Raw genomic sequence first — 22649 nt, forward strand, 5'->3', positions numbered from 1 at the left:
CACCATGACGGAGACCAAGCCATTTCGCGTATCCGTTGACGTCGGCGGAACGTTCACCGACGTCGCGATTGTTAACACCGACACCCACGAGCTGTCGGTAGCAAAGGTCCCCTCCACCCCTGATGACCCGATGAAGGCGGTGATGAACGGCCTCAAGCAGGCAGACGTCCAGCTCAACCAGGTCGATGTTTTCTCCCACGGCACCACGGTGGCCACCAACGCGCTGATCCAGCGCCGCTTCCCGCCGGCAGCGCTCATCACCACGACAGGCTTCCGCGATGTCCTGGAGATTCGTGACGGTACGAAGGACGAGCTGTGGGATGCCTACAAGGATGTGCCGGAGCCCTATATCCGCCGCCGCGACCGCTACGAGGTCGAGGAGCGCATCGACTTCGACGGCGCAGAGGTCACCCCGCTCGATGAGCAGGAAGCCCGCCGCATCGCCGGCATCCTGCGCCGCAAGAAGATTGAGACCGTGGCGATCTGCTTCATCAACTCCCATGCCAACGCCTCCCACGAGGAGCGCATGGCGGAGATCCTGCGCGAGGAGCTTCCCGACGCCGCCATCTCCACCTCCTCCGAAATCCTCCCGGAGATCTTCGAGCACGACCGCTTCTCCACGACCGTCGCCAATGCGGTCCTGGCGCCGTTGGTCTCCGGCTACGTCAACCGCCTGTCCCGCCAGCTGGAGGAAGGCGGCTACGACGGCGACCTGCTGCTCCTCCACTCAGGCGGCGGTTCCATGACCCCGGAGATGGTTTCCCGCTACCCGGTCCGCTTGGCCGCCTCGGGTATTGCTGCAGGCGCCATTGCGGTGCAGGACATCGCCACGCGCTGCGGCTACTCCAACGCGATCGGCCTGGAGATGGGTGGTACCTCCACCGATATCGCCTTGGTCTACGAAGGTGATATTCGCATTACCAAGCAGTGGCAGGTCGAGTACGGCTTCCCCATCTGCTTCCCGTCCATCGAGGTGGGCACCATCGGCGCGGGTGGCGGTTCGGAAGCTTGGATCGATGAGGCAGGTTCCCTGCGCAATGGCCCACAGTCGGCCGGTGCTGATCCGGGACCGGTCTGCTACGAGCGCGGCGGCACCGAGGCCACGAATACCGATGCCAACGTCACCCTCGGCCGCCTCGGCACAGAGCTCATCGGTGGCGCGCTGAAGCTGAACCCGGATGCCGCGCGCGAAGCCGTCAACAAGACGGTCGCGGAACCCCTCGGTCTCGATACCGAAACCGCCGCGGAGAACATCGTGCAGGTGGCCAACGCCAACATGGCCGACGCCGTTCGCCTGCTGTCCATCCGCCGCGGCTATGACCCGCGCGATTTCGTTCTCGTCGTCGGCGGCGGCGCCGGCGCACTGCACGGTGCTGAGGTGGCCCGTGACCTCTCCATCCCCACCGTCGTCGTCCCACCGCACCCAGGCGTGACTTCCGCTCAGGGCTGCCTGCTCGTGGACATCCGCCACGACATCACCAAGATGTACCAAGCCCCCGTGGACGAAGTGGACACTGCGGACCTGCGCAAGGAATTCCAGGCGCTTATCTCCGAGGCCCGCGAGCGCCTCCACAAGGAGCATGTCCCCGAGGAGCGCATGAAGTTCAAGCTGACCGCCTCCATGCGCTACCGCGGCCAGTGGCGCTCCCTGACTGTAGAGATTCCGGAATCCGATAACCCGCTGGATGATGCCGTGGCCATGTTCCATGACGAGCACGAGCGCGAGTACTCCTTCGCCGACCGCGAGGGCGCCGTGGAGTTCTACCAGATCGGCCTCATCGCCATCGGTGAGCTGGAGAACCCGCCCTTCAAGCATTACGAGGTTGAAGAGCACGAAGCAGAGCTCCCGGAGACGACCCGCCCGGTGTACTTCTCCGCCCACGGCGGCTGGGCCGATGTCCCGATTTACCACCGCCCGGATCTGAAGGCCGGTGCGAAGCTCAACGGCCCCGCCATCATCGACCAGTTCGACGCCACCACCGTCATTCCGCCAGGAGACCGCGCAGAAATTGATGAGTGGTCCAACATCCGCATCCACATCGGCAAGGCCACCAACGCCTAAGACTCTCGCCTTAAGACTCTCCTTTGAAAGGAATCGACATGACTACAACCCAAACACAGTCGCAGACGCAGAATAAGTCCTCGTCCAACCGCCGTTCACTCGATCCGGTGACCTTCGAGGTGCTCAAGAACGCCTTCGCCACCTCGGTCAACCTCATGTCCGAGCAGATTCTGCGTACGTGCTACTCCTTCGTTATCTATTCACGCGACTTCTCCTCCGCGCTGTGCGATGCCGAGGGCAACACCGTCATGCAGGGTGACCAGGACATCGCCGTGCACGTCGGTACGCTGCACTTCCAGTGCCAGGCCGTGCTTAAGGAATTCGGGGATGACATCCACGAAGGCGACGTGTTCGCCATCAATGACCCCTATCAGGGCGGCACTCACATGAATGACGTCTCCTTCCTGCGCCCCATTTTCTACGAGGGCACCCTGCTAGCCTTCGCGCAAAACAAGGGCCACTGGGCGGATGCCGGTGGCTCCGTCCCGGGCTCCTTCGATGTTTCCGCCACCAACTACTACACCGAGGGCCTGCGCATTACTCCGGTGCGCGTGTGGTCCAAGGGCGTGTTCCTCAGGGACGTCGCCAAGCTCCTGGCCGGCAACACCCGTAGTCCCGAGATCGTCATGGGTGACCTCAAGGCCCAGGCCGAAGCCACCGCGGTCTGTGAGCGCGAAATCCACCGCCTGGTGGACAAGTACTCGGTCGACATCGTGCGCACCGCACTGCGGGAGGTCCAGGACTACGTGGAGGACATCGTCACCGCCCGCGTCGCCGAGCTTGACGACGGCGAGTGGTCCACCACCGACTACCTCGACCTCGACCCGGCAAAAGAAGAGGGCTTGGTTCCCATCAAGGTCACGATGCGCATCAAGGGCGGGCGCCTGTCCTACTCGCTGGATGGATCCGCACCGGCAGTCGCCAGCTTCCTCAACGCGGGCTATGGCTCCGCGTTCTCCGGAATCGTCGCCGGTACCAAAACCTTCTTCCCCGACGTGCCGCTGAACTCCGGCCTCTACCGCGCCATGGACATTGACCTCGGTCCGGAAGGCACCGTGGTCAATGCCGGCATGCCGCACGCGGTGACCGGCTTCTGTTCCGGCCCCTTCGAGAAGATCATGAACGCCGTCTTCGAGCTGTGGTCCCAGCTCATGCAGGAGCGCGCCATGGCTTGTGCTTTCAACCTGGAATACCTCCTCATCGGTGGTTGGGATACACGTGATGCGAAGAAACCTCAGGACAAGGGCGAATTCTTCATGTGGTACGACTGGATGGCCGGCGGCTGGGGCGGCCGCGTCGACCGCGATGGTTCCTCTGCCACCGCACCGGTCTTTGGCCCAGGCCTGGCGGTCCAGCCGGTGGAAGGCCAGGAGCGTCTCTCTCCGGTCCTCACCAGCCACCATGCTCTGGTCACCGACTCGGCCGGCCCCGGCAAGTACCGCGGCGGCGTCGGCGTATCCAAGGGCGGCGTGCTCACGGACGCGAATCAGACCGTGATGAGCTACTGCTGTGACCGCGCCCGCTCCGTTACCTGGGGCATCGACGGTGGCCTGCCGTCCATCCCGCAGGGCGTGTGGCTCAACCGTGGAACCCCGGATGAGAAATTTCTCGGTGCACTCTTCTCCAATGTTCCGGTGGGTCCGGGCGATACCTTCGAGCGCCCCTCTGCCGGTGGCGGTGGATTCGGCGATTCCCTGGAGCGTGACCCGAAGGCTGTGCTGGAGGACGTCATCGATGGCTACGTCTCCGTGGGCCGTGCCGCCAAGGACTACGGCGTTGTCATACACGCCATCGATCCGGAAATCGCCGAGTACGAGCTCGATGAGGATGCAACGAAGACGCTGCGTGAGGAGCTGCGCTCCACCCGCCTGGACAAGCTGGCGGAGTCCCCGGAGTCCGTAGCGGAGCGCTACAACGCGGGCGAGCTAGACCAGCTCGACCTGGTCCGCCACTACGGCGTCATCCTGGACTGGGCCACCGGTGAGCTCCTGCCCACCACCACCCAGCAGTACCGCGAGCAGATGACCAAGCGTTCCTCGTCCCACTGGAAGTAGTAAGCGCCCTGACTGGCCCCTAAACTAGGGGCATGTCTCTCCTCGGCACCGTATTCTCCCACCTCGCCAGCGGCACCCGTGTCCCCGACGAGCTGCGAGAGCAACTGGATGCCGAGGAGCTCAGTTCGCTTCGGGCCGTTGAGGAGACCATGCGTGCCAACCACACGTGGCGCGTGATGTCGACCAAGCTGCTCGATGTTTCCCAGATGCTCAACTCGGGCCGCGAATCCTCTGATATCTTCCACGCCATCGTGCGCCACGCGCGCACCACTATTGGCACGGACGTGGGCTACCTCAGCCTCAACGATGAGGACACCGGCTTTACCAAAGTGCTGGCCACCAGCGGTGTCGTCACCGAAGAATTCCGCACCATCAACATGCCGATGGGATCTGGAATCCTCGGCATTGTGGCCGCCACCAACCGCCCGGCGTGGACCTATGACCATTCCGCCGACCCCAACGTCACGCACGTGGATTACGTGGACCGAGCGGTGGAGGCCGAGGGAATCCGCGGGATCCTTGGCGCCCCGATTCGCATTGCTGGGCGCACCATCGGTGCGCTGCTCGTGGGCGACCGCCACCCCCGCCACTACACTCACGAGGAGATTGCCGCGCTCGAGGTGCTTGGCTCTATTACCTCTGTTGCCTTGGAGAATGCGCAAGTCATTGAGAGCCAGGGCGAATCCGTTGCCGAGCTAACCCGATCGCAGATAGCTCTGAGCCGCCATGTGGAAGAGCTGCAGTGGCTCAATGAGGTCAACGCGAAACTGCTCCACGTGCTCATGAACAATGCCAGCTTCGAAGAACTCGAACGCGTGCTGACTGAAAGTCTCGACGCTCCGGTGATGCTGTGGACCACGGAGGATCCCCCGGACGCTCCCCCAGCAAGCACGTTCCCCGTGGAGTTTAATGGCCGCGCACTGGGCACGATTGGTGTGGACAAGCAGCTCAGCGACGCCGAACTGCGCGTCATCAGCCATGCTTCCGCGGCCTTTACGTCGATCGCCCTTTTTGCTGAGGCGCTTGTCGACGCCACCGCGCGCAAAGTCGATGACCTGGTCTATGCCGTGGCTCTCGGCAATGCCGGGCGCGAGGAGATTGCCCGCCTGCGACATCTGACGGGTATCAGCCTGAACTCCTCAGCACAGCTGTATTTCGTAGGCCTTCACTCAGCAAAGAGCTTGCCCACTCGTCCGCAGCTAGAGCACCTCTTGCCGGGCAATGCCGCTATTACGCACCACGATCAGCACGTGTGCGTTCTGTACCAGCCGGATCGGGGCATCGATACGGCACTGGCCCCGCTGCTGTCTGAGTTCCCCGATTTAACGGTCTCCGCCATCGGCTTTGATGGCCTGAGTGAAGCGCGCAGCGCACATGATTCCGCCATGTCTTACCTGGAATCAGCGCTCGCCCTGGGAGTGCGCGGTCGTCTGATCACCGAGGATTCCCTGGGCACGGTGGGCCTCATTTTAGGCGCGGACCCACACGCATTGAACGCTCTTTCCACACGCACCATCGGCCCGCTGTTGCGTTATGACAAGGAGCATTCCACGGAGCTAACCGATACCGCCCACCACTACCTGCTCTCTGGCCACAGCATCCCGCAGACGGCCCGCGCCATGTTCATCCACCCCAACACGGTGCGCCAGCGCCTCGACCGCATCGCTGAGCTGATGGGTGATGAGTGGGCCGTCGGCCAGCGCGGGCTCGATGTCTTCGTGGCGCTGCGCGCCCACGCGCTCGCCAAGTAGACAATTTCCTATCTATACCCCCATCTGATGTAGTTTCCCCCATACCGTTCCTGTCCTCATCGACATCCTGTGGCGTACATTACGTGGCATTAACCCACCCGATGTCTGGAGGTAGATATGTCTGACACGATTACCATTCGCGGCGCCGTCCTGGAACGCTCCGGCGATGAGCGTCCCTACGCCGACTCCAAGCCCATTACCGTGAGCGAGCTCGAGCTCACCGCCCCCGGCGAAGGCGAGATCTTGGTCAAGATCACCGCCGCTGGCCTTTGCCACTCCGACCTCTCCGTGGTCAACAACAACCGCCCCCGCCCGCTGCCAATGCTGCTGGGTCACGAGTCCGCAGGCATCGTCGAGGAGATTGGCCCGGGCGTTACCAACGTCAAGGTTGGCGACCACGTGGTCATGACCTTCCTGCCGCGCTGCGGCGAGTGCGCCGGCTGCAAGACCGACGGCAAGATGCCCTGTGAGGTCGGCTCCAAGACCAACAACGAGGGCACCCTCATCCGCGGCACCCGCCACCTCACCCGCAATGGTGAGATGGTCCAGCACCACCTCGGCGTTTCCGGCTTCGCAACCCGCGCAGTGGTTTCCGAGCTCTCCGTCGTGCCGGTGGGCTCCGATGTCCCGGCGGATATCGCCGCCATCCTCGGCTGCGCCATCCTTACTGGCGGCGGCGCCATCCTTAACGAAATTGATCCGAAGCCGGAGGACAGCATCGCCGTCGTCGGCCTCGGTGGTGTGGGCATGGCCGCCATCATCACCGCCGCTGCGCTCGGCGTAAAGGAGATCGTGGGCATCGACATGCAAAAGGACAAGTGCGAAAAGGCCCTCGAAATCGGCGCCACTTCCGCCATGACCCCGCAGGAAGCTGAAGAGTCCGGCAAGAAGTTCACCGCCGTCGTGGAGGCCGCCGGCCACCCGAAGGCATTGGAGACCGCCTACAAGGTCACTGCACCGGGTGGCCTGACCGTCACCGTTGGCCTGCCGGCACCGGGCTCCACCATCACCATCGACCCGCTCGTGATGACCGGTGAGGCACGCCGCCTGCACGGCTGCTACCTGGGTTCCTCCGTTCCGTCGAAGGACATCCCGAAGTACGAGCAGCTGTGGCGCGAGGGCAAGCTCAACGCCGAGGCCCTGATCTCCGACCACATCAAGCTCGAGGACATCAACACCGCCATGGACCGCCTGTCCGACGGTGTGGCGCTGCGCCAGATCATCGAGTTCGACTAATCAAGACTCGTCTAAACCTCAACCACTTCACCTTTCCTCACCAAGCCCTGCGCGGTTCGCGCCCGTAGGGCTTGGTCCCTTTTTCTTTGAAAGGAGGCCGTCATGGCCGCAACCACCGAAGCCGCCGAACCCGAAGAACAGGGAATCGGTCAAGCTTCGCCCCACTGGAAGATGGGGCCATTTGATGTCCGCTTGCCGTTCGTGCACTACCGCATTGAGTGGCCGGACTTTGCCCAAGGCCTGTTCATGTGCGTGGTCGATCTGGGCGCTATCCCCCTGATGACTGAGGCCCTCGGCATGCCCTATGAGGCGGCACTGGCCGTCGTCATGCTCAACGGCCTTCTCTACCTGACTCACCACCTCTTGGGTGACCCGGTTGTCCCGGGCTGGATTACCCCAGCTATTCCGCTGCTGACGGTCTACATCCAGACCTTCCCGGAAGGAGAGCAGCGAATCTGGGCGCTGATCAGTTTCCAGCTCTTGCTGGGCATATTCTCCTTAACACTGGGTATAACTGGGTGGGCGTCAAAGGTCGTTCGCCTCATTCCTTCAGGTCTGCGCGCCGGTATCGTGCTTGGTGCCGGTATTGCAGCGATTATCTCGGTATTTCAAGAAGACGGACGTTTCCACTCCTTCCCTATCACCATCACCATCGCGGTGGCCGTGGCCTTCTTCCTCATGTATTCGCGCGGCTTCCAGGCACTGCGGCAGAAGGCCGCCGGCTGGCGCTTCCTGGCTTCGCTAGGCATCCTGCCTGCAATCTTCGTCGCGGTTTTCGTCGCACCGCTGGCCGGCGAGGCACCGTGGCCGGACGTGGAATGGGGCTTCTCCAAGCCTGACTTCATCACGCTGTGGTCTGAGTACACGGTCTTCGGCGTTGGCTTGCCGCCGGCGCACATGTTCCTTACCGCCATCCCCACAGTGTTGGCTGCCTACATCGTCGTCTTCGGTGACGTCCTGCAAGCCAACGCCGTTCTCAAGGAAGCCGACCATGTCCGTACGGATGAGGCCGTGGTCTACAGCCCGTCGCGCGCACACCTCCTCTTCGGCGGCCGCAACATGCTGATGTCCATCATCGGCCCAGACATCGCCATGTGTGGTCCACTGTGGGCGGCGATGCACGTAGTCATCGTTGAGCGCTACAAGCAGGGCAAGCGCGCCATGCGCACCATCTTCGGTGGCGCGGGCTCCTTCCGCTGGGGCACCAACACGGGCCTCCTCCTGCTACCGATTACCTCTTTCGTTGAGCCTATCCTGCCGGTGGGCTTGGCACTGACGCTCATCATCCAGGGCTTCGTATCCGTGCGTGTGGGCATCATGGAGGCCAAGAACCAGAAAGACCTCGGCATCGCAGGCATAACCGCTGGCGTGCTGGCCACCCAGGGCGCCGCGTGGGGATTCGCCGCCGGCATCATTATGGTGCTGGTCATCTACGGCAAGGACATGTTCAAGGACGAGCGCGACGGCACCATCCGCAACTTCGATGAGATCGATCCGGAGGAAGGCTTCGCCGACGCGCAGGCGGATTTCACGGAGCTGGCAGAACTCAATGATCTAGACGCTGACGGGCACCCGATCGATCCGAACGCCCACCGCACAGGATCCAAAGAATCTCCAAAATCTAGCGAGACCTAAGCTCAACCAGCTTATTCCCCAAGGTGCTTCCCTCCCCAATAGCAGTTCACCCCTAGCTGCAGGGGAGGGTTTCGCATTTCATCCTTCTATGTCAGCTATTCGAGAGGCTGCTGGATGGAATCCGTTTTATCCGTGGGGCTGTATTCTCTAAATAGACGTCACAAATTTAAGCCTCATTTGATGATAGGAACTGTTCCAACAGGGCTTCCAAACCAGTTTCAAACGACTTGTCCGCACGAAGTTTAGATTGTTCGCTCTCCTCCGAAGACTGCTCTCGGAATTGCGCCAAGTAGATGTCATTCATCTTGTTCAATGGACTATCTCCAGGCCCAGGCGATTCAAAAATATTCAAAGGCGCATGAACGTCGTAAGCAGAACCAAAAACAAAAGACTCTACTGCGACAAGCCTCGTAATAACTTCCGCTTCGGGAACTCCAGCGAGTGCAATTACTTGGACGAGCAATTCGTACATCGAAATCGTTTGGGGCGAACCATAAAGTGGAAGCTCAGTAATTACGCGAATCAGCGGAATATTATCAGCCAGAATATCCCGATACGACCATGCCCATTGCCGAAGCGCATCAGCTGCTGGTAGTTCCCCTGCAAGGGCGTGCTTCAGCGACGAAGTATCGACCTTTGCAATGATGTCATCTTGTACCAGAGCCAGCAGTTCTTCTTTATTCGAAATGTGATTATAGAGCGCTGCGGTACTGACCTTCATTGACCGAGCTACCGCTGACATCGATAGGGCTTCAAGCCCCTTGCGCTCAACAATTTGCAGTGCGGCTGATGCTATTTTTTGCCGGTTCACCAGCGCTTTCACTGGCCGCCCTTTGGGGCGCGAAACATTTACCACTGTGATCCCTACAATTCTTGCCGCGCGTTTGTTACTGTAGTCACAACGTTAAATTAAACCCTTTAATTTAACGTTGAAACACCATCGTCCATACGAAGGTCTCACTCACCGCATACCTACTGCACGCGAAGGAGAAACGCTCCAATGGTCACGCAACGTAATGGTAATCCCAACGCCGAAGAGCGCACAGTCGATGTTGTAATCATCGGCGCCGGTGCTTCAGGGCTAATGGCTGCCCGCACTCTCAAGAAAGCAGGAAAATCAGTCTGTGTTCTCGAAGCCCGCAATCGCGTGGGCGGCCGTACCTGGAACGGAAAGGTACTCGACGACCAAGGTACTGAACACTTCATTGAGATCGGCGGCCAGTGGATTTCCCCCGATCAAACGCGCCTCACCGAACTCGTCCAAGAGCTCGGACTCGAGACTTTTGATCGGTACCGCGAAGGAAAATCAGTCTACGTGTCCCCAGACGGCACGCGCCACGAATTTGAGGGAGATACCTTCCCAACGTCAGAGGAAACCGCCTCCGAGATGAATCGATTGATCGCTGAGCTCAATCAGCTGGCCGAGGAAGTCGACGCTAACGCCCCTTGGGAGCACCCACGAGCCAAAGAACTCGATAGCCAATCCTTCCGTGACTGGTTAGAAAGCCTATCTGACGATTCTGAGGCAATTGACAACATCTCGCTTTACATTTCCTCTGGAATGCTTACTAAGCCTTCCCGCACCTTTTCCGTACTTCAAGCAGCTCTGATGGCTTCATCTGCTGGTTCTTTCGACAACCTTGTTGATGAAAACTTCTTGCTTGATAAGCGAGTTGCCGGCGGCATGCAGTCAGTTTCCATAACGATGGCAGAGGAACTCGGCGATGACGTCATTCTCAGTTCACCTGTTCGCACTCTCGAATGGGCTACGCCAGATCCTTCTACGGCAGACGCCCCCAACAATGTTGAAGCGGACGTCCGCAATGGTGTGGACAACAATGGTGGACCGGGAACCGTAACTGCCTATTCTGATCGCGCTGTTGTCCATGCTAAAAACGCTATCCTTGCGGTTCCGCCAAACCTCTATAATCGCATTTCCTACGTGCCTCCCCTACCGCGAGAACAGCATGTTGCCCATCAGCACATTTCCATGGGTCTCGTCATCAAAGTTCATGCAGTCTATGAAACTCCCTTCTGGCGTGAAGAGGGACTGTCCGGTACTGCATTCGGTGGCGATCGACTCGTTGCCGAAATCTATGACAACACCAATTACGGCAAAAACTTCGCAGGCGGTGAGGAAGGAAAAGAAGACGCATTCGGCACATTGGTTGGCTTTGTTTCCGACGTTTACGCCGAAGAGATGTGGGCTCTCCCCGCTGAAGAACGCAAAGAGCGCATCCTCGATGCAATGTCCATTTACCTTGGTGACAAGGTAAAGAATCCCATCGCATTCTTCCTCTCCGATATGGCGGCCGAAGAATGGACTCGCGGAGCCTACGCAACGTCATACGATTTAGGTGGACTATCGCGTTGGGGCCATCTTCAGAACAAACCAACCGGCCCGATCTATTACTCCTCCTCTGACATCGCTGGTGCAGGTTACCAGCACGTCGACGGCGCGGTGCGTATCGGTGAAGCCGTTGCGAAACAGATTCTTGGGCAGGGATAAGCGGTGACTGTTCATGAATCCACCCACAGATTTTCCGCGCCGCAGGGCTAACGGCTCTCTGCTAGTCGCATACATCGACACCTCTGACGGTCATGATGCTCTCCATTTAGGAATTGCTCTCGCGCGTGAGCGCCAGGTCAACCTGAAGATAGTCTCGGTTATTCCTCCTGTTAGTCCTCAAGGTTTTGGTGTTCAGACTCAAGATCCTGGTTACAACGCGATTGTGCGAGAACAAACCGAACAGCGTCTCGCCAGTGCGTTAAATAGTCTTCCCGCTGACATTTCTGCGACATGGCACGTCGTCGAGGGGACAGAACCCGCACTTGCCTTGAATGATGCCGCGCAAAAACTTGAGTGCGATTTAATCGTCGTCGGAGCACGCTCAGGCGGACTTTTGAACCGATTCCGCATCGGTACAGTACCCAGTTCATTGCTATACACAGCACAAACACCAGTAGCGCTAGCTCCTCAAGACTATTCATATCCAGGACCGATAACGAGTATTTCTGCCCTTGTTGGCCCGCGCCGAGGACGATCAGATGTCGCGGCAATCGGACTGGACCGCGCAAACCGCCGAGAGATTCCATTACGCATCATTACCTTGAAGATCTCCGGAGAAGATGCCGGGCACGGATTTGAGCTCCCACTCTCGGAGGCAATCGAAGAAGCGGTTTCCAAGGGACAAGCGTCACGCATCACTACTTCGGGATCAAGTGTCCAGTCAGCGCTGCGAAACCTTAGCTGGGAAGAGGGCGAAGTGGCAGTTCTTGGTTCTGCGCGTATTGCCGGCGATGGTCGGCTCTTCCTTGGTACAACTGCTCATCGAATCCTCAAGCACTTACCAGTTCCAACCATTGTTGTCCCTTCGGGCTACATGTCGCTGAAAGGAGGTGCTCCCTCATGAGTGAACAACCAGCAGTTTCAGAGAAAGGATTGGCAGTCGGCAAAGTCGGTTTGCTCGGAGCTGTCGTCATTGGCATTAGTTGTTTGGCGCCAACTTACACACTCACTTCGGGAATCGGTCCTGCCATCTCGGCCGTGGGCGTCTTCGTTCCAGCCGTTCTCATCCTGGGGTTTATCCCCATGCTGCTTGTGGCCTTTGCTTACCGCGAGCTCAACAACCGTGCTCCTGATTCAGGAACCACTTTTACATGGGCGACCAAAGCCTTCGGCCCGTGGGTCGGTTGGATGGGTGGCTGGGGTCTGATCGCCGCCACGATTTTGGTCCTATCGAACCTTGCCGCAGTGGCCGTTGACTTCTTCTATCTGCTCATCGCACAGCTTGCCGGTAGACCAGAGCTCGCTGAACTCACACGCAACCTCTGGGTAAATATTCCAACCACACTTGTGTTCTTAGTTGCTGCAGCTTGGGTCGCGTATCGAGGTATGGACACAACGCAGAAGATGCAATACATCCTCGTTGCAATTCAAATCATCGCAATTGTCTCCTTCGATGTCGCAGCATTATGGAGGGCTTACAACGGAGATGGATTCGATTTCACCTCCATCCAATTCAGCTGGTTCAACCCATTTGAAATCAAGGACTTCTCGGTGGTTGCTGCCGGAATCTCACTATCCATCTTCATGTTCTGGGGCTGGGATGTCACCCTAACTATGAATGAAGAAACGAAAAACCCAGAAAAAACTCCTGGCCGGGCGGCTACCGTCGTCATCGTCATCACGATCATTTTGTATGTACTTACAGCGGTAGCCGTTATGGCATGGGCGGGCATCGGCGAAAGCGGACTAGGCGCCGGTAACCCAGACAATCAGGAATCAATTTTTGCAGTGCTTTCTTACCCGGTTATGGGCCCATTTGCCATCCTTATTTATATCTCGGTTCTAGCTAGCTCTTTTGCATCCTTGCAATCCACGCTGGTTAGCCCCGCCCGCACGATTCTGGCGATGAGCTATTACAAAGCTCTTCCCCCACAATTGGCTCGAATCAGCCCACGATTCCAAACTCCAACCGTCGCAACGATTGTCGCAACCGTCGTTTCTGGAGCCTTTTACGCCATAACAAGAGTGCTCTCAGAGAATGCACTTTGGGACACAATTGCTGCTCTTGGTCTCATGATTTGTTTCTATTACGGCATCACAGCAGTTGCCTGTCTGTGGTATTTCCGAAAAGAACTCTTTACTTCAGTAAGGAACTTCCTGTTTAAGTTTCTATGCCCGTTGCTGGGCGGTGGCTTCCTTCTATTAATGTTTTTCATCACCGCTTATGACTCCATGGACCCGAGCTTTGGTTCCGGTTCTTCTCTTGGAGGGGTCGGAATCGTCTTCATCCTGGGCGCCAGCATCCTCGTGCTCGGTTTAATCCTCATGTTCATTACCCGACTCCGCAACCCAGATTTCTTCACGGGCTCAGTAATCAGCCGTAGTGAATCCAGTTCAGATACAACAACCCCAAACTTTTCCTAGGAGGAAAAATGTCTCAGTACCGTGTACAGAATCCAGTCAACAACAAGATCATTGAAACTTTCGATGCTCTCGATGATGCTGCTATTGAGCCAATCCTCGAAGCTTCTTCCGTAGCTTTCACCGAATGGTCTGGAACTCCAGTCTCACAACGAGCAGAAATTGTGGCCAAGGCAGCTTCACTCTTTGAAGAACGCAAAGAAGAACTCGCTGCCATCATTGCTGAAGAGATGGGGAAGCCACTTCCGGAAGGCGTTGAAGAAGCCGAGTTCTCATCTGCCATCATCCAGTACTATGCGGACAACGCGGAGAAGTTTCTCGCGGATCAAGAGATCCCTACGGAGGCGGACGGTAAGGCATTCATTCGCCGCCGCCCATTCGGGCCTCTGCTCGGCATCATGCCGTGGAACTTCCCGTACTACCAGGTAGCGCGATTTGCAGGACCCAACCTTGTCGCAGGAAACACCATCATCCTTAAACACGCGGAGATTTGCCCGCGTTCTGCTCTGGCGATCGAAAAGATCTTTCTCGATGCCGGCCTTCCGGCAGGGGTGTACACCAATGTTTTTGCTACCCATGAGCAAATCTCTACCTTGATCGCAGATCCCCGCGTTCAAGGAGTTTCTCTTACCGGATCCGAGCGGGCCGGAGCTATCGTTGGTGCACAGGCTGGCCAGCACCTCAAGAAAGCCGTACTCGAGCTTGGAGGTTCAGATCCATATGTCGTCCTCGACACGGATGATGTTAAGGCTTCAGCCGAACTCGCTTGGGGTACGCGTATGTACAACACCGGCCAAGCCTGCAATTCAAACAAGCGGCTTATTGTCGCAGAAGACATTTATGACGAGTTTGTTCAAGAACTAGTTAATCTTGCACAACAAATGGAGCCAGGACTACCGGATACTGCCGGGGAAACTGTGTATGCCCCGCTATCTTCCCGTAGCGCTGCAGAGAACCTCAAAGAACAGCTCGAGCGCGCTGTTTCTGCTGGAGGCCAGCTACTGGCGGGTGGTGAACTCTCAGAGGAGGGCGCCTACATCTCCCCTGCAGTAATCACAGATATCCCTCGAGGTAGCGATTCCTATTATGAGGAATTCTTTGGACCGGTCGCCACGGTCTACAAGTTTAAGACTGATGAGGAAGCGCTCGAGATAGCTAACGACAATGTCTTCGGCCTTGGCGCAGCAGTGTTCTCTCAAGACTCCAAGCGAGCCCAAGCAATTGCTGAGCGCATCGAATCTGGCATGAGCAACGTCAATACACCAACTGGTGAAGGTCCTGAACTCCCCTTTGGTGGTGTCAAGCGTTCAGGTTTCGGTCGCGAGCTTGGTTCACTTGGTATCGAGGAGTTCATCAATAAACAGATGTACTTCATCGCCAACTAAACACAGCTAGGCCCGAAGCCTCTTCATCAAGGGACTTCGGGCCACTTTTAGCTAAACGCCTGCTCCCCCGTCAGCACGCGCCCCAGAATCAGCGTGTGGATCTCATCGGTGCCCTCGTAGGTGCGCACTGATTCCAGGTTGGCGGCGTGCCGCAGCGGCGAATAGTCCGCCGTGACGCCGTTGCCGCCCAGGATGGTGCGAGCTTGGCGGCAAATCTCAATGGCGGTGCGGCAGTTGGCCAGCTTGCCCACCGAGATTTGATAAGGCTCCAACGTTCCCGCGTCCTTGGCACGGCCCAAGTTGAGCGCCAACAGCTGTCCCTTGTTCAGCTCCACCGCCATATCGACCAGCTTTTGCTGCGTGAGCTGGAAGGATGCCAGCGAGCGGTCGAATTGCTTGCGCTCCTTGGCATACTTCAGCGCCACCTCCAAGGAATCGCGCGCAGCGCCCAAAGCGCCAAAGCTGATACCGAAGCGCGCCTCATTAAGGCACATGAACGGCCCCTTGAGGCCAGGGTGCTTGGGCAGCAGGGCGTCGCCAGGCACGGTCACACTATCCAACGCAATATCGCACTGGATGGAAGCGCGCATCGACAGCTTGCGAGTGATTGGGGTAGCTCTAAAACCCGGCGTAGACGTCGGCACAATAAACCCGCGCACGCCCGCCTCCACCCCGGCGGCGGAGGCATCCTCCTCGTCCACCTTGGCCCAGATGATGGCCACCCCGGCCACGCTTGCCAGGCCAATCCAGCGCTTCGCGCCATCCAGAACCCACTCGCCTGAGCGGTAGCACGCCACCGTCGCCATGCCCGCCGGGTCGGAGCCGGCGGTCGGCTCCGTTAGCCCGAAGCAGCCGATGACGTCACCCGCGGCCATCTTAGGCAACCACTGCTGCTTCTGTTCCTCCGAGCCGTGTTTATAAATCGCCGACATCGCCAGCGATCCCTGCACCGAGACCACCGTGCGAATTCCCGAATCGCCGGCCTCTAACTCCTGCATGGCCAGCCCGTATTCCACGGCAGTGCGCCCGGCACAGCCGTAGCCTTCCAGGTGCATCCCGAACAGACCAGCCTCCGCCAGCACCGGAAAGATCGATTCCGGCAGCACCGCGTCCTCGTACCACTGCGCCACGTGCGGGCGGATGTGCTCATCCACCAGTGCGGCCACGCGGTCACGCGTGGCTTTTTCTTCTTCGCTCAGGAGAGCATCGATTCCCAGCAGATCCGTCATGGCATTCTCCTCACGGTTCGATTTACGAACCACAATTCGTATGTATAGTAATACGCATCACTCTACCCGCTCCCCCAAGGAGGAACAATGCGCGCGCCCGCCAACGCCATCCCGGTGCCCCTCGCTTTGCGGTGGTCCGACCAGGACGCGAACGCCCACGTCAACAACGCCACGATAGTCACCCTCCTCGAGGAGGCCCGCGTCCGCGCAGCCGCCGCACTGACCGGACCCGTCGCCACCGATACCTACGCTCACGTGGTGCGATCCCTCGAAGTGCAGTACGAGGCCGAGCTCACCTACACCGATTCCATCGAGGCGCGGGTGTGGATTTCCCGCATCGGCAACACCTCCTACCAGGTCGCCCACGAACTCATCCAGGACGGCACCTCGTGCGTGTTCGCCACGGCGACGCTGGTGCTTATCGACGTCTCCGCGCGCCGCCCCATCCCCCTCCCCGAGGACCTCACCGAGCGCCTGCGCGCTCATTTCTCCGAATAGCCATTCACTGCCTATCGCCCAAAACTTCCATCCGCTTCTCTCCAATTGCTAGTCACTCACAAAGGAGCACCACCCTCATGATTTCCACCCGCGTCACCGAGATGCTCGGCATCACTCACCCCATCATCCAAGGCGGCATGCAGTGGGTCGGCCGCGCCGAGCTCGCCGCCGCTGTATCCAACGCCGGCGGCCTCGGCGTCGTCACCGCGCTCACCCAGCCCACCCCGGAGGATCTCCGCCACGAGATCCGCCGCACCCGCGAGCTCACAGACAAGCCCTTCGGCGTCAACCTCACCATGCTGCCGGCGATTACCCCGCCGCCCTATGCGGAGTACCGCGACGTCATCATTGAGGAAGGCGTAAAGATCGCCGAAACCGCCGGCAACAATCCCAAGGAGCACATGCCGGCCTTCAAGGACGCGGGTATCACCGTCATCCACAAGTGCACCTCCGTGCGCCACGCGCTCAGCGCGCAAAAGGTGGGCGTGGACATCGTCAGCATCGATGGCTTCGAATGCGCTGGCCACCCTGGCGAGGATGACATCCCGGGCTTGGTCCTCATTCCCGCCGCCGCGGATCAACTCGATATCCCCATCATCGCCTCGGGCGGTTTCGCGGATGGCCGCGGCCTGGCCGCCGCGCTCGCTTTGGGCGCCGAGGGCATCAACATGGGCACCCGCTTCGTGGCCTCTACGGAGGCGCCGGTGCACGAGAACGTTAAGCAGGCCATCGTGGAGCGCTCCGAGCTGGATACCCAGCTCATCCTCCGCGAGCTGCGCAATTCCACCCGCGTGGCCAAGAATGCCGTGAGCGATGAGGTGGCCGAGCGCCTCGCCCAAGGTGCGGAGTTCGGTGATATCCGCCACCTCGTTGCCGGCAAGCGCGGCCGCGCGGTCTACGAGACCGGTGACTTGGATGCGGGCGTGTGGACCTGCGGAACCTCGCAGGGGCTTATCCACGACGTCGCCCCGTGCTCCGAGATCGTCTCCCGCATTTCCGCCGATGCCCAGCGCATCATCTCCTCCCTCACCGAACTCGTTAAGGACTAACCATGACCGAAGCCATCCTCACCCGCCGCGAAGGCTCCGCCCTTATCGCCCAGATCAACAACTCCGCGCGGCGCAACGCCATTGCCAAGGAACACTGCGAAGCACTTTCGGCCGCGCTTGGCGACGCCTCCCAAGACCCCTCCATCCGCGCCCTCATCATCACCGGTGATGACACCGCCTTCTGCGCGGGCGCGGACATCGTGGCGGCAGCACAGGCTGCGGCTGCAGCGCAGCAGTCGGGCGAGACCCCCAACCCGGCTGAGTCGACGATGCTGCCTCAGCTCAACGCGCTCGTCACCGAAATCCAGGCCGCCGAGATTCCCGTCATCGCTGCGGTCGAAGGCGCAGCCGCCGGCGCTGGGGCATCGCTGGCCTTCGCCTGCGATCTCATCGTGGCCGGCGAGCAATCTTACTTCACGCTGCCCTTCGGCAAAATTGGTCTCATCCCCGACGGCGGTGTCAGCCTCACCGCGCTCGCCTCCGTGGGGCGCCACCGCGCTCTTGCCTTGGCACTGCTGCAGGACAAGCTCGGCGTCGCCGAAGCGGAGGCGGCTGGGATCGTCGCCAAGCGCGCGCCCCAGGGCCAAGCCCTCGAGGCCGCGCTGCAGCTAGTCCAACGCCTGCATATCGCGCCACGTGACGCCCTGGCCAAGGCCAAGGAAGCCATCAACCGCACTGCGCTTGGACAGCTCGATGAGCAGCTCGCCTGGGAGGAGCCCACGCAGTACGCACAGATGGATTCGGCAGGCCACAAGGAAGGCGTCATGGCTTTCCTGGAGAAGCGGCCCGCGCGCTTTGATTAGCGGCGGTTTTGACTAGTAGAAAACTGCCAGGGAGACCACATGGTGAATCCAGCGTCGCCCGCCATACTCATTCTTGTGCGTTTGAGAGAGCGCATGCGAGAGAGAGAACCCCTCACCCTCCAGAGGGCGGCCAGTGGCCGATACACGGAGGGACTTGATAGAGACGCCGTTGGGCCCCTTTCTTCGAGAAATCGAAAAAGGGGCCCAACGGTGTTTTCACCTAGTGTGGACCTCATGAGCACCGCTGCCCTAGACCTCCATGCCTGCGCCACCGCACGCGCTGCGGAGCTTCCCGGCGCCACGCTGACACACCCCTTCGGGCCGGACTGGGACGTCTTTAAGGTACGCGGCAAGGTCTTCCTACTTCTCACCGCCGTGACTGGTTCCCAGCAAGCCATCCTCAAGGTCGAGCCCCTCGATGGCGAAGCGCTGCGCAGAGAGTATTCCTTCATCGCACCTGGCTACCACATGAATAAGCGCCATTGGGTTTCCGTGTATCCCGACGCCAAGCTCACCCCGCAGCTGCTGGCCGAACTCGTGACGGACTCGTACCGCCTCGTGGTGGAGAAACTCCCTCGCTCGCAACGGCCCATCGATCCCTCCACCTTTGGTTAGGGTTGTCAACGTAAACATTTGCGGACGCGAGTCCTCAACTCTTACGCTGGATCGCGTGAGCAAAAATGAGCTAATCGATGAGACCATTGCGGAATATCGCCGCTTCGAGCGCGCCCGCGCGCGGTTCGATACGGAAGCGCGCCGCGAATACGGGATCACCGGCTCCCATCTTTCGCTTCTCCGGCTCATCGATAAGAAGAGCCCCATCCCCATCCTGCAGCTGCGCAAGGAGTTGGGATGGCAGCCCGCCACCATCGGGCAGGCGGTCAAGCGCTTGGTGCGCGATGAGCTTATCTCCATCGATGATGATCCGGAAGATCTTCGCCGCCGCCTGTGCAGCATCACCGAGGAAGGCCAGCACTTCTTGCTCCACGTCCCCCTCACCGGCCCGGTGCGCCTGCGCACCTACGAGCACAGCGAGGAAGAGCTGAAAGCAATGAAGCGCGGATTCGAAATCGCGATGAAGGCCTTCGGGTATGAACCGTGGAGCGATAACGACTAGCGCTCGCCGCACCCGGATTCCACGATGCGCTGCGCCACGTGCGTCAACACGTCCACGCCGGCCACGCAGTCTTCCTCCGTGGTGAACTCCTTTTCGTTGTGAGAGATGCCGTCGACGGATGGGATGAAGAGCATGACCGTCGGCACCACCTCTTTCAGGTTGGTCGAGTCATGCCCGGCCACCGTGTAAATCTCTTGGTGCGGATACCCGAGCTCCTGCACGACCTCACGGGCTAATTCCACGCCGGCGGCCGGGTAAGGGTTGAGCGCCCACTCGTGCGTCGGGGTGAGCTCAACCGAGGTGCGGGATTCTTCTTCTGCGTCGGCGATAATCTCCTGCAGGCGCGCCTGCGCCTTGTCCAGCACCTCCGTGGACGGCGAGCGCACATCGACATTGAAGCGCACCTCACGGGCGATGGTTACCGGCGAATTCGGCTCCAGCGTTAACTGCGAAACCGAGGCTTGCAGCTGGCCTTCATCGAATTCATGGGTCAAGCGCTCCACTGACGCAATGATGAGGGAGGCACCGAAGAGCGCGTCCTTCCTATCGGCCATGAGAGTGGAACCGGTATGGCCCTGTTCACCGGAGACCACCGCCTGGAATTTCTTCGCGCCCCACGTGGCGGTGACCAGACCAATCGTGTTGCCGGCAGCTTCAAGTTCCTTACCTTGCTCGACGTGAATCTCCGCATAGGCCGCGAGCTTCGGAGCCTCGCCACGCGGGGCCCAGCCAGCTTCCTCCTGGGCCTGCGCGACGGTGACGCCGGCAAGGTCGGTGGCGGAGAGGGCGCGGTCAAGCGCCAGCGTCCCCACAAACACGGAGCTGCCCATCATAGACGGCGCAAAACGCGAGCCCTCCTCATTGAACCAATTGATGACCGCCAGGTTATAGCGCGCCTTGACCCCGGCCTGCGCCACGCGCCCAGCCGCGTGGGCTGCGGCCAGCACGCCATAGGCGCCGTCGAAGCGGCCGGCCAATGGCTGCGAATCCAGGTGCGAGCCCAGGCCCACGTACTCGGCGCCGGGGGCGAGCTCGAAGAGCCCGTACTGGTTGCCAATCTCGTCGTAGATAACGCGCGCCCCGAGGGACTCTAGGACCTCGTGGAACCAAGCGCGGTTGAGGTTATCGCCGGCACTTGCCGCCTGGCGTTCCACGCCGCCGCCCGGCGTGGCGCCGTTGGCGGACATAGCCTGGAAATCAGACAGGAACTGTTCGTTAGTGGTTGCTCGCATTACTACTCCTTAAAAGCTTCCGTAGCGCAGCTCGCCGCCCACGATGGTGGCGGCCACGTCGATGGTGGAAAGGTCATCAGTCTGCAGCGGGTCCTGGGAAAGCAGCACGAAATCCGCCAGCTGCCCCGGCATCACCTGCCCCTTGCGCCCAGCCCAGCCCGTCGCCGCGGCCGAACCTGCGGTGTAGGCGTAGAGAGCCTCGGCAGGGGTCAGACGATCCTTAGGCCCATAGTCCCGACCCGAGGCGGTGCGACGCTCCACGAAGGCCTGCATGACCTCCAGGGGCACCCCGGGCGCCACGGGTTGATCGGAACTGCCGGGGAGGATGAGGGAGGCCTCGAGAAGCCGCTTGCCCGGGTAGCTCCACGCGGTGCGCTCCGGACCGAGGGACTCCGCCATCGCATCGCCAAAGGCCTTGATGAACAGCGGCTGCGGCACCACCACGATGGGCTTGCCACGCAGACGCTCGATCTGATCGGGGCGCACCACACCGCCGTGCTCGATGCGGTGCGGCATCGCGGGCACGCCATGCTTGTCGACGGCCTCCTCCAGCGTCTCTATCGCAAAATCCACCGCCGCATCACCAATGGCATGGATGGCCAGTGACCAGCCAGAATTCGCTGCCTGCAGCGCGCGGGTACGCATCTGTTCTGGGTCGCCCTGGAAGTAGCCGTGATGGGAGCAGCAGGCGTAGTTCTCCGTCAGCGCGGCGGTGGTTCCCAGCAGGGAGCCATCGCTGAAGATCTTGACGGGGCCGACCTGCAGCCACTCGTCACCGAAGCCGGTGCGCAGGCCACCGTCGAGGCCCCAGCCAGGGCCGTCGGAGGCGTGACCGGGAATCTCGTGGAGCACGTCCATGGTCACCATCACCTGCATGCGGGTATGCAGGGTGGCGTTCTGGTAGGCGGCAATCTCGCGCGGGCTGTGCCCGATCCAGCCGCCGGCGACCCCGGCATCCGTGACGGAGGTTAGACCGCGCTCGAGGTAGCGGCGCGTGGCCAGCTCCAAGGCACGGCCGATTTCTTCCCCGGATTCCGGCAGGGTCACGTTCTGGATGGCGCGCATGGCGTTTTCGTCGAGCAGCCCCGTGCAGTGCCCATCGGCATCGCGGACGAACTCGCCGCCGTCCACCTCGGGCGGGTTGGTGGGATCGACGCTCGCCGCGCGAAGGGCCGCGGTGTTGACCGTGTAGGCGTGGCCCGAGTTGTGCTTGATCAGCAGCGGAGCACCGCCGGTCGCGTGGTCAAGCTCTGCGATCTCCACCGGCGCATCCAGCCCGGAGGGGCGAAACCCTGCGGCCACCACCCAGCCGTCGGGGTTCGGCTCGGCGTCGCGCACGGCGGTGTAGACCTCCTCAGGAGTTGTGACCTGGGAAAGATCCACCTCGAGCAGCGTCTGGCCGAACCACACGGTGTGGGAATGCACATCGTTAAAGCCAGGGGTGAGCGTGCGCCCGCCGGCATCCCACGTCTCGTCGGCGGGCAGGGCGTGGGCGGCCTCCCCCACCGCGAGGATGCGCCCGTTGGCAAAAGCCACCGAATCCGCAACCGGCCGCGCGGGATCCTGGGTCAGGATGTGGGCGTTGTCGATGCGCGTGATCATGCGTCCTCCTGAGTTCTCCTGTTTCTCCGGCACACTGCACGCGGCGCGTGCTGTGCTAGTCCCCAC

General features: G+C 60.4%; 18 protein-coding genes. 14 read left to right on the forward strand and 4 right to left on the reverse strand.

The window, feature by feature from the left end; all coding sequences use genetic code 11:
* Positions 1–4: 4 nt before the first annotated feature.
* The 5 genes from HMPREF2792_RS03665 (at position 5) to HMPREF2792_RS03685 (ending at position 8738) form a co-directional block, all read left to right on the forward strand.
* Positions 5–2062, forward strand: coding sequence for a hydantoinase/oxoprolinase family protein (locus tag HMPREF2792_RS03665; RefSeq protein WP_070530927.1), 2058 nt, complete (start codon positions 5–7; stop codon positions 2060–2062).
* Between the two features lie 38 nt (positions 2063–2100).
* Positions 2101–4116, forward strand: a complete 2016-nt coding sequence (locus HMPREF2792_RS03670) for a hydantoinase B/oxoprolinase family protein (protein WP_070530929.1) — start codon at positions 2101–2103, stop codon at positions 4114–4116.
* A 32-nt stretch (positions 4117–4148) separates the two neighbouring features.
* Positions 4149–5867, forward strand: coding sequence for a helix-turn-helix domain-containing protein (locus tag HMPREF2792_RS03675; RefSeq protein ID WP_070530932.1), 1719 nt, complete (start codon positions 4149–4151; stop codon positions 5865–5867).
* Between the two features lie 117 nt (positions 5868–5984).
* A complete protein-coding gene (locus HMPREF2792_RS03680; RefSeq protein WP_070530935.1) occupies positions 5985–7103 on the forward strand; it encodes an alcohol dehydrogenase catalytic domain-containing protein in 1119 nt (372 codons plus the stop codon).
* Positions 7104–7205: 102 nt separating this feature from the next.
* Entirely contained in the window at positions 7206–8738 is a 1533-nt protein-coding gene (locus tag HMPREF2792_RS03685) for a permease family protein (protein WP_070530937.1), read from the forward strand.
* A 166-nt stretch (positions 8739–8904) separates the two neighbouring features.
* On the opposite strand, the gene HMPREF2792_RS03690 is transcribed toward HMPREF2792_RS03685, so the two are convergent.
* On the reverse strand, positions 8905–9561 hold the full coding sequence (locus tag HMPREF2792_RS03690) for a TetR/AcrR family transcriptional regulator (RefSeq protein ID WP_158011578.1): 657 nt from the start codon (positions 9559–9561) through the stop codon (positions 8905–8907).
* Positions 9562–9738: 177 nt separating this feature from the next.
* Between HMPREF2792_RS03690 and HMPREF2792_RS03695 the strand changes: the two genes are divergently transcribed.
* From HMPREF2792_RS03695 to HMPREF2792_RS03705, 4 genes are read left to right on the forward strand one after another with little or no spacing between them, the layout of a single operon-like run.
* On the forward strand, positions 9739–11247 hold the full coding sequence (locus HMPREF2792_RS03695; protein WP_070530942.1) for a flavin monoamine oxidase family protein: 1509 nt from the start codon (positions 9739–9741) through the stop codon (positions 11245–11247).
* Positions 11248–11260: 13 nt separating this feature from the next.
* Positions 11261–12151: a universal stress protein gene (locus HMPREF2792_RS12565; RefSeq protein ID WP_083303840.1), complete on the forward strand. Its 891-nt coding sequence runs from the start codon at positions 11261–11263 to the stop codon at positions 12149–12151.
* Positions 12148–13671 (forward strand): APC family permease, encoded by a 1524-nt coding sequence (locus tag HMPREF2792_RS03700; protein WP_070530945.1) that lies wholly within the window; start codon positions 12148–12150, stop codon positions 13669–13671. Before HMPREF2792_RS12565 ends, HMPREF2792_RS03700 begins: the two co-directional genes overlap by 4 nt.
* An 8-nt stretch (positions 13672–13679) precedes the next feature.
* Positions 13680–15053, forward strand: a complete 1374-nt coding sequence (locus HMPREF2792_RS03705; RefSeq protein WP_070530947.1) for an NAD-dependent succinate-semialdehyde dehydrogenase — start codon at positions 13680–13682, stop codon at positions 15051–15053.
* Between the two features lie 47 nt (positions 15054–15100).
* On the opposite strand, the gene HMPREF2792_RS03710 is transcribed toward HMPREF2792_RS03705, so the two are convergent.
* The gene (locus HMPREF2792_RS03710) at positions 15101–16282 is read right to left on the reverse strand and encodes an acyl-CoA dehydrogenase family protein (RefSeq protein WP_070530949.1); all 1182 of its coding nucleotides are present in this window, start codon (positions 16280–16282) and stop codon (positions 15101–15103) included.
* Positions 16283–16369: 87 nt separating this feature from the next.
* On the opposite strand from HMPREF2792_RS03710, the gene HMPREF2792_RS03715 reads away from it, so the two are divergent.
* The 5 genes from HMPREF2792_RS03715 to HMPREF2792_RS03735 all read left to right on the forward strand — a co-directional run bounded on the left by HMPREF2792_RS03715 (position 16370) and on the right by HMPREF2792_RS03735 (position 19749).
* A complete protein-coding gene (locus HMPREF2792_RS03715) occupies positions 16370–16780 on the forward strand; it encodes an acyl-CoA thioesterase (protein ID WP_070523388.1) in 411 nt (136 codons plus the stop codon).
* Positions 16781–16857: 77 nt separating this feature from the next.
* Positions 16858–17829, forward strand: coding sequence for an NAD(P)H-dependent flavin oxidoreductase (locus HMPREF2792_RS03720; RefSeq protein WP_070530951.1), 972 nt, complete (start codon positions 16858–16860; stop codon positions 17827–17829).
* 2 nt (positions 17830–17831) lie between these two features.
* Positions 17832–18632 (forward strand): enoyl-CoA hydratase-related protein, encoded by an 801-nt coding sequence (locus HMPREF2792_RS03725; RefSeq protein ID WP_070530953.1) that lies wholly within the window; start codon positions 17832–17834, stop codon positions 18630–18632.
* 234 nt (positions 18633–18866) lie between these two features.
* The gene (locus HMPREF2792_RS03730) at positions 18867–19247 is read left to right on the forward strand and encodes an MmcQ/YjbR family DNA-binding protein (protein WP_209167619.1); all 381 of its coding nucleotides are present in this window, start codon (positions 18867–18869) and stop codon (positions 19245–19247) included.
* Positions 19248–19302: 55 nt separating this feature from the next.
* A complete protein-coding gene (locus HMPREF2792_RS03735; RefSeq protein WP_070530955.1) occupies positions 19303–19749 on the forward strand; it encodes a MarR family winged helix-turn-helix transcriptional regulator in 447 nt (148 codons plus the stop codon).
* Here the strand turns inward: HMPREF2792_RS03735 and HMPREF2792_RS03740 are convergent.
* Both HMPREF2792_RS03740 and HMPREF2792_RS03745 read right to left on the reverse strand, forming a co-directional pair.
* Positions 19746–20981, reverse strand: coding sequence for a M20 family metallo-hydrolase (locus HMPREF2792_RS03740; RefSeq protein WP_070530957.1), 1236 nt, complete (start codon positions 20979–20981; stop codon positions 19746–19748). The genes HMPREF2792_RS03735 and HMPREF2792_RS03740 overlap by 4 nt on opposite strands.
* 9 nt (positions 20982–20990) lie before the next feature.
* Positions 20991–22583: an amidohydrolase gene (locus HMPREF2792_RS03745; protein ID WP_070530960.1), complete on the reverse strand. Its 1593-nt coding sequence runs from the start codon at positions 22581–22583 to the stop codon at positions 20991–20993.
* Between the last annotated feature and the right edge of the window lie 66 nt (positions 22584–22649).

Source organism: Corynebacterium sp. HMSC068H04 (assembly GCF_001811255.1).
GTDB lineage: Bacteria > Actinomycetota > Actinomycetes > Mycobacteriales > Mycobacteriaceae > Corynebacterium > Corynebacterium hesseae.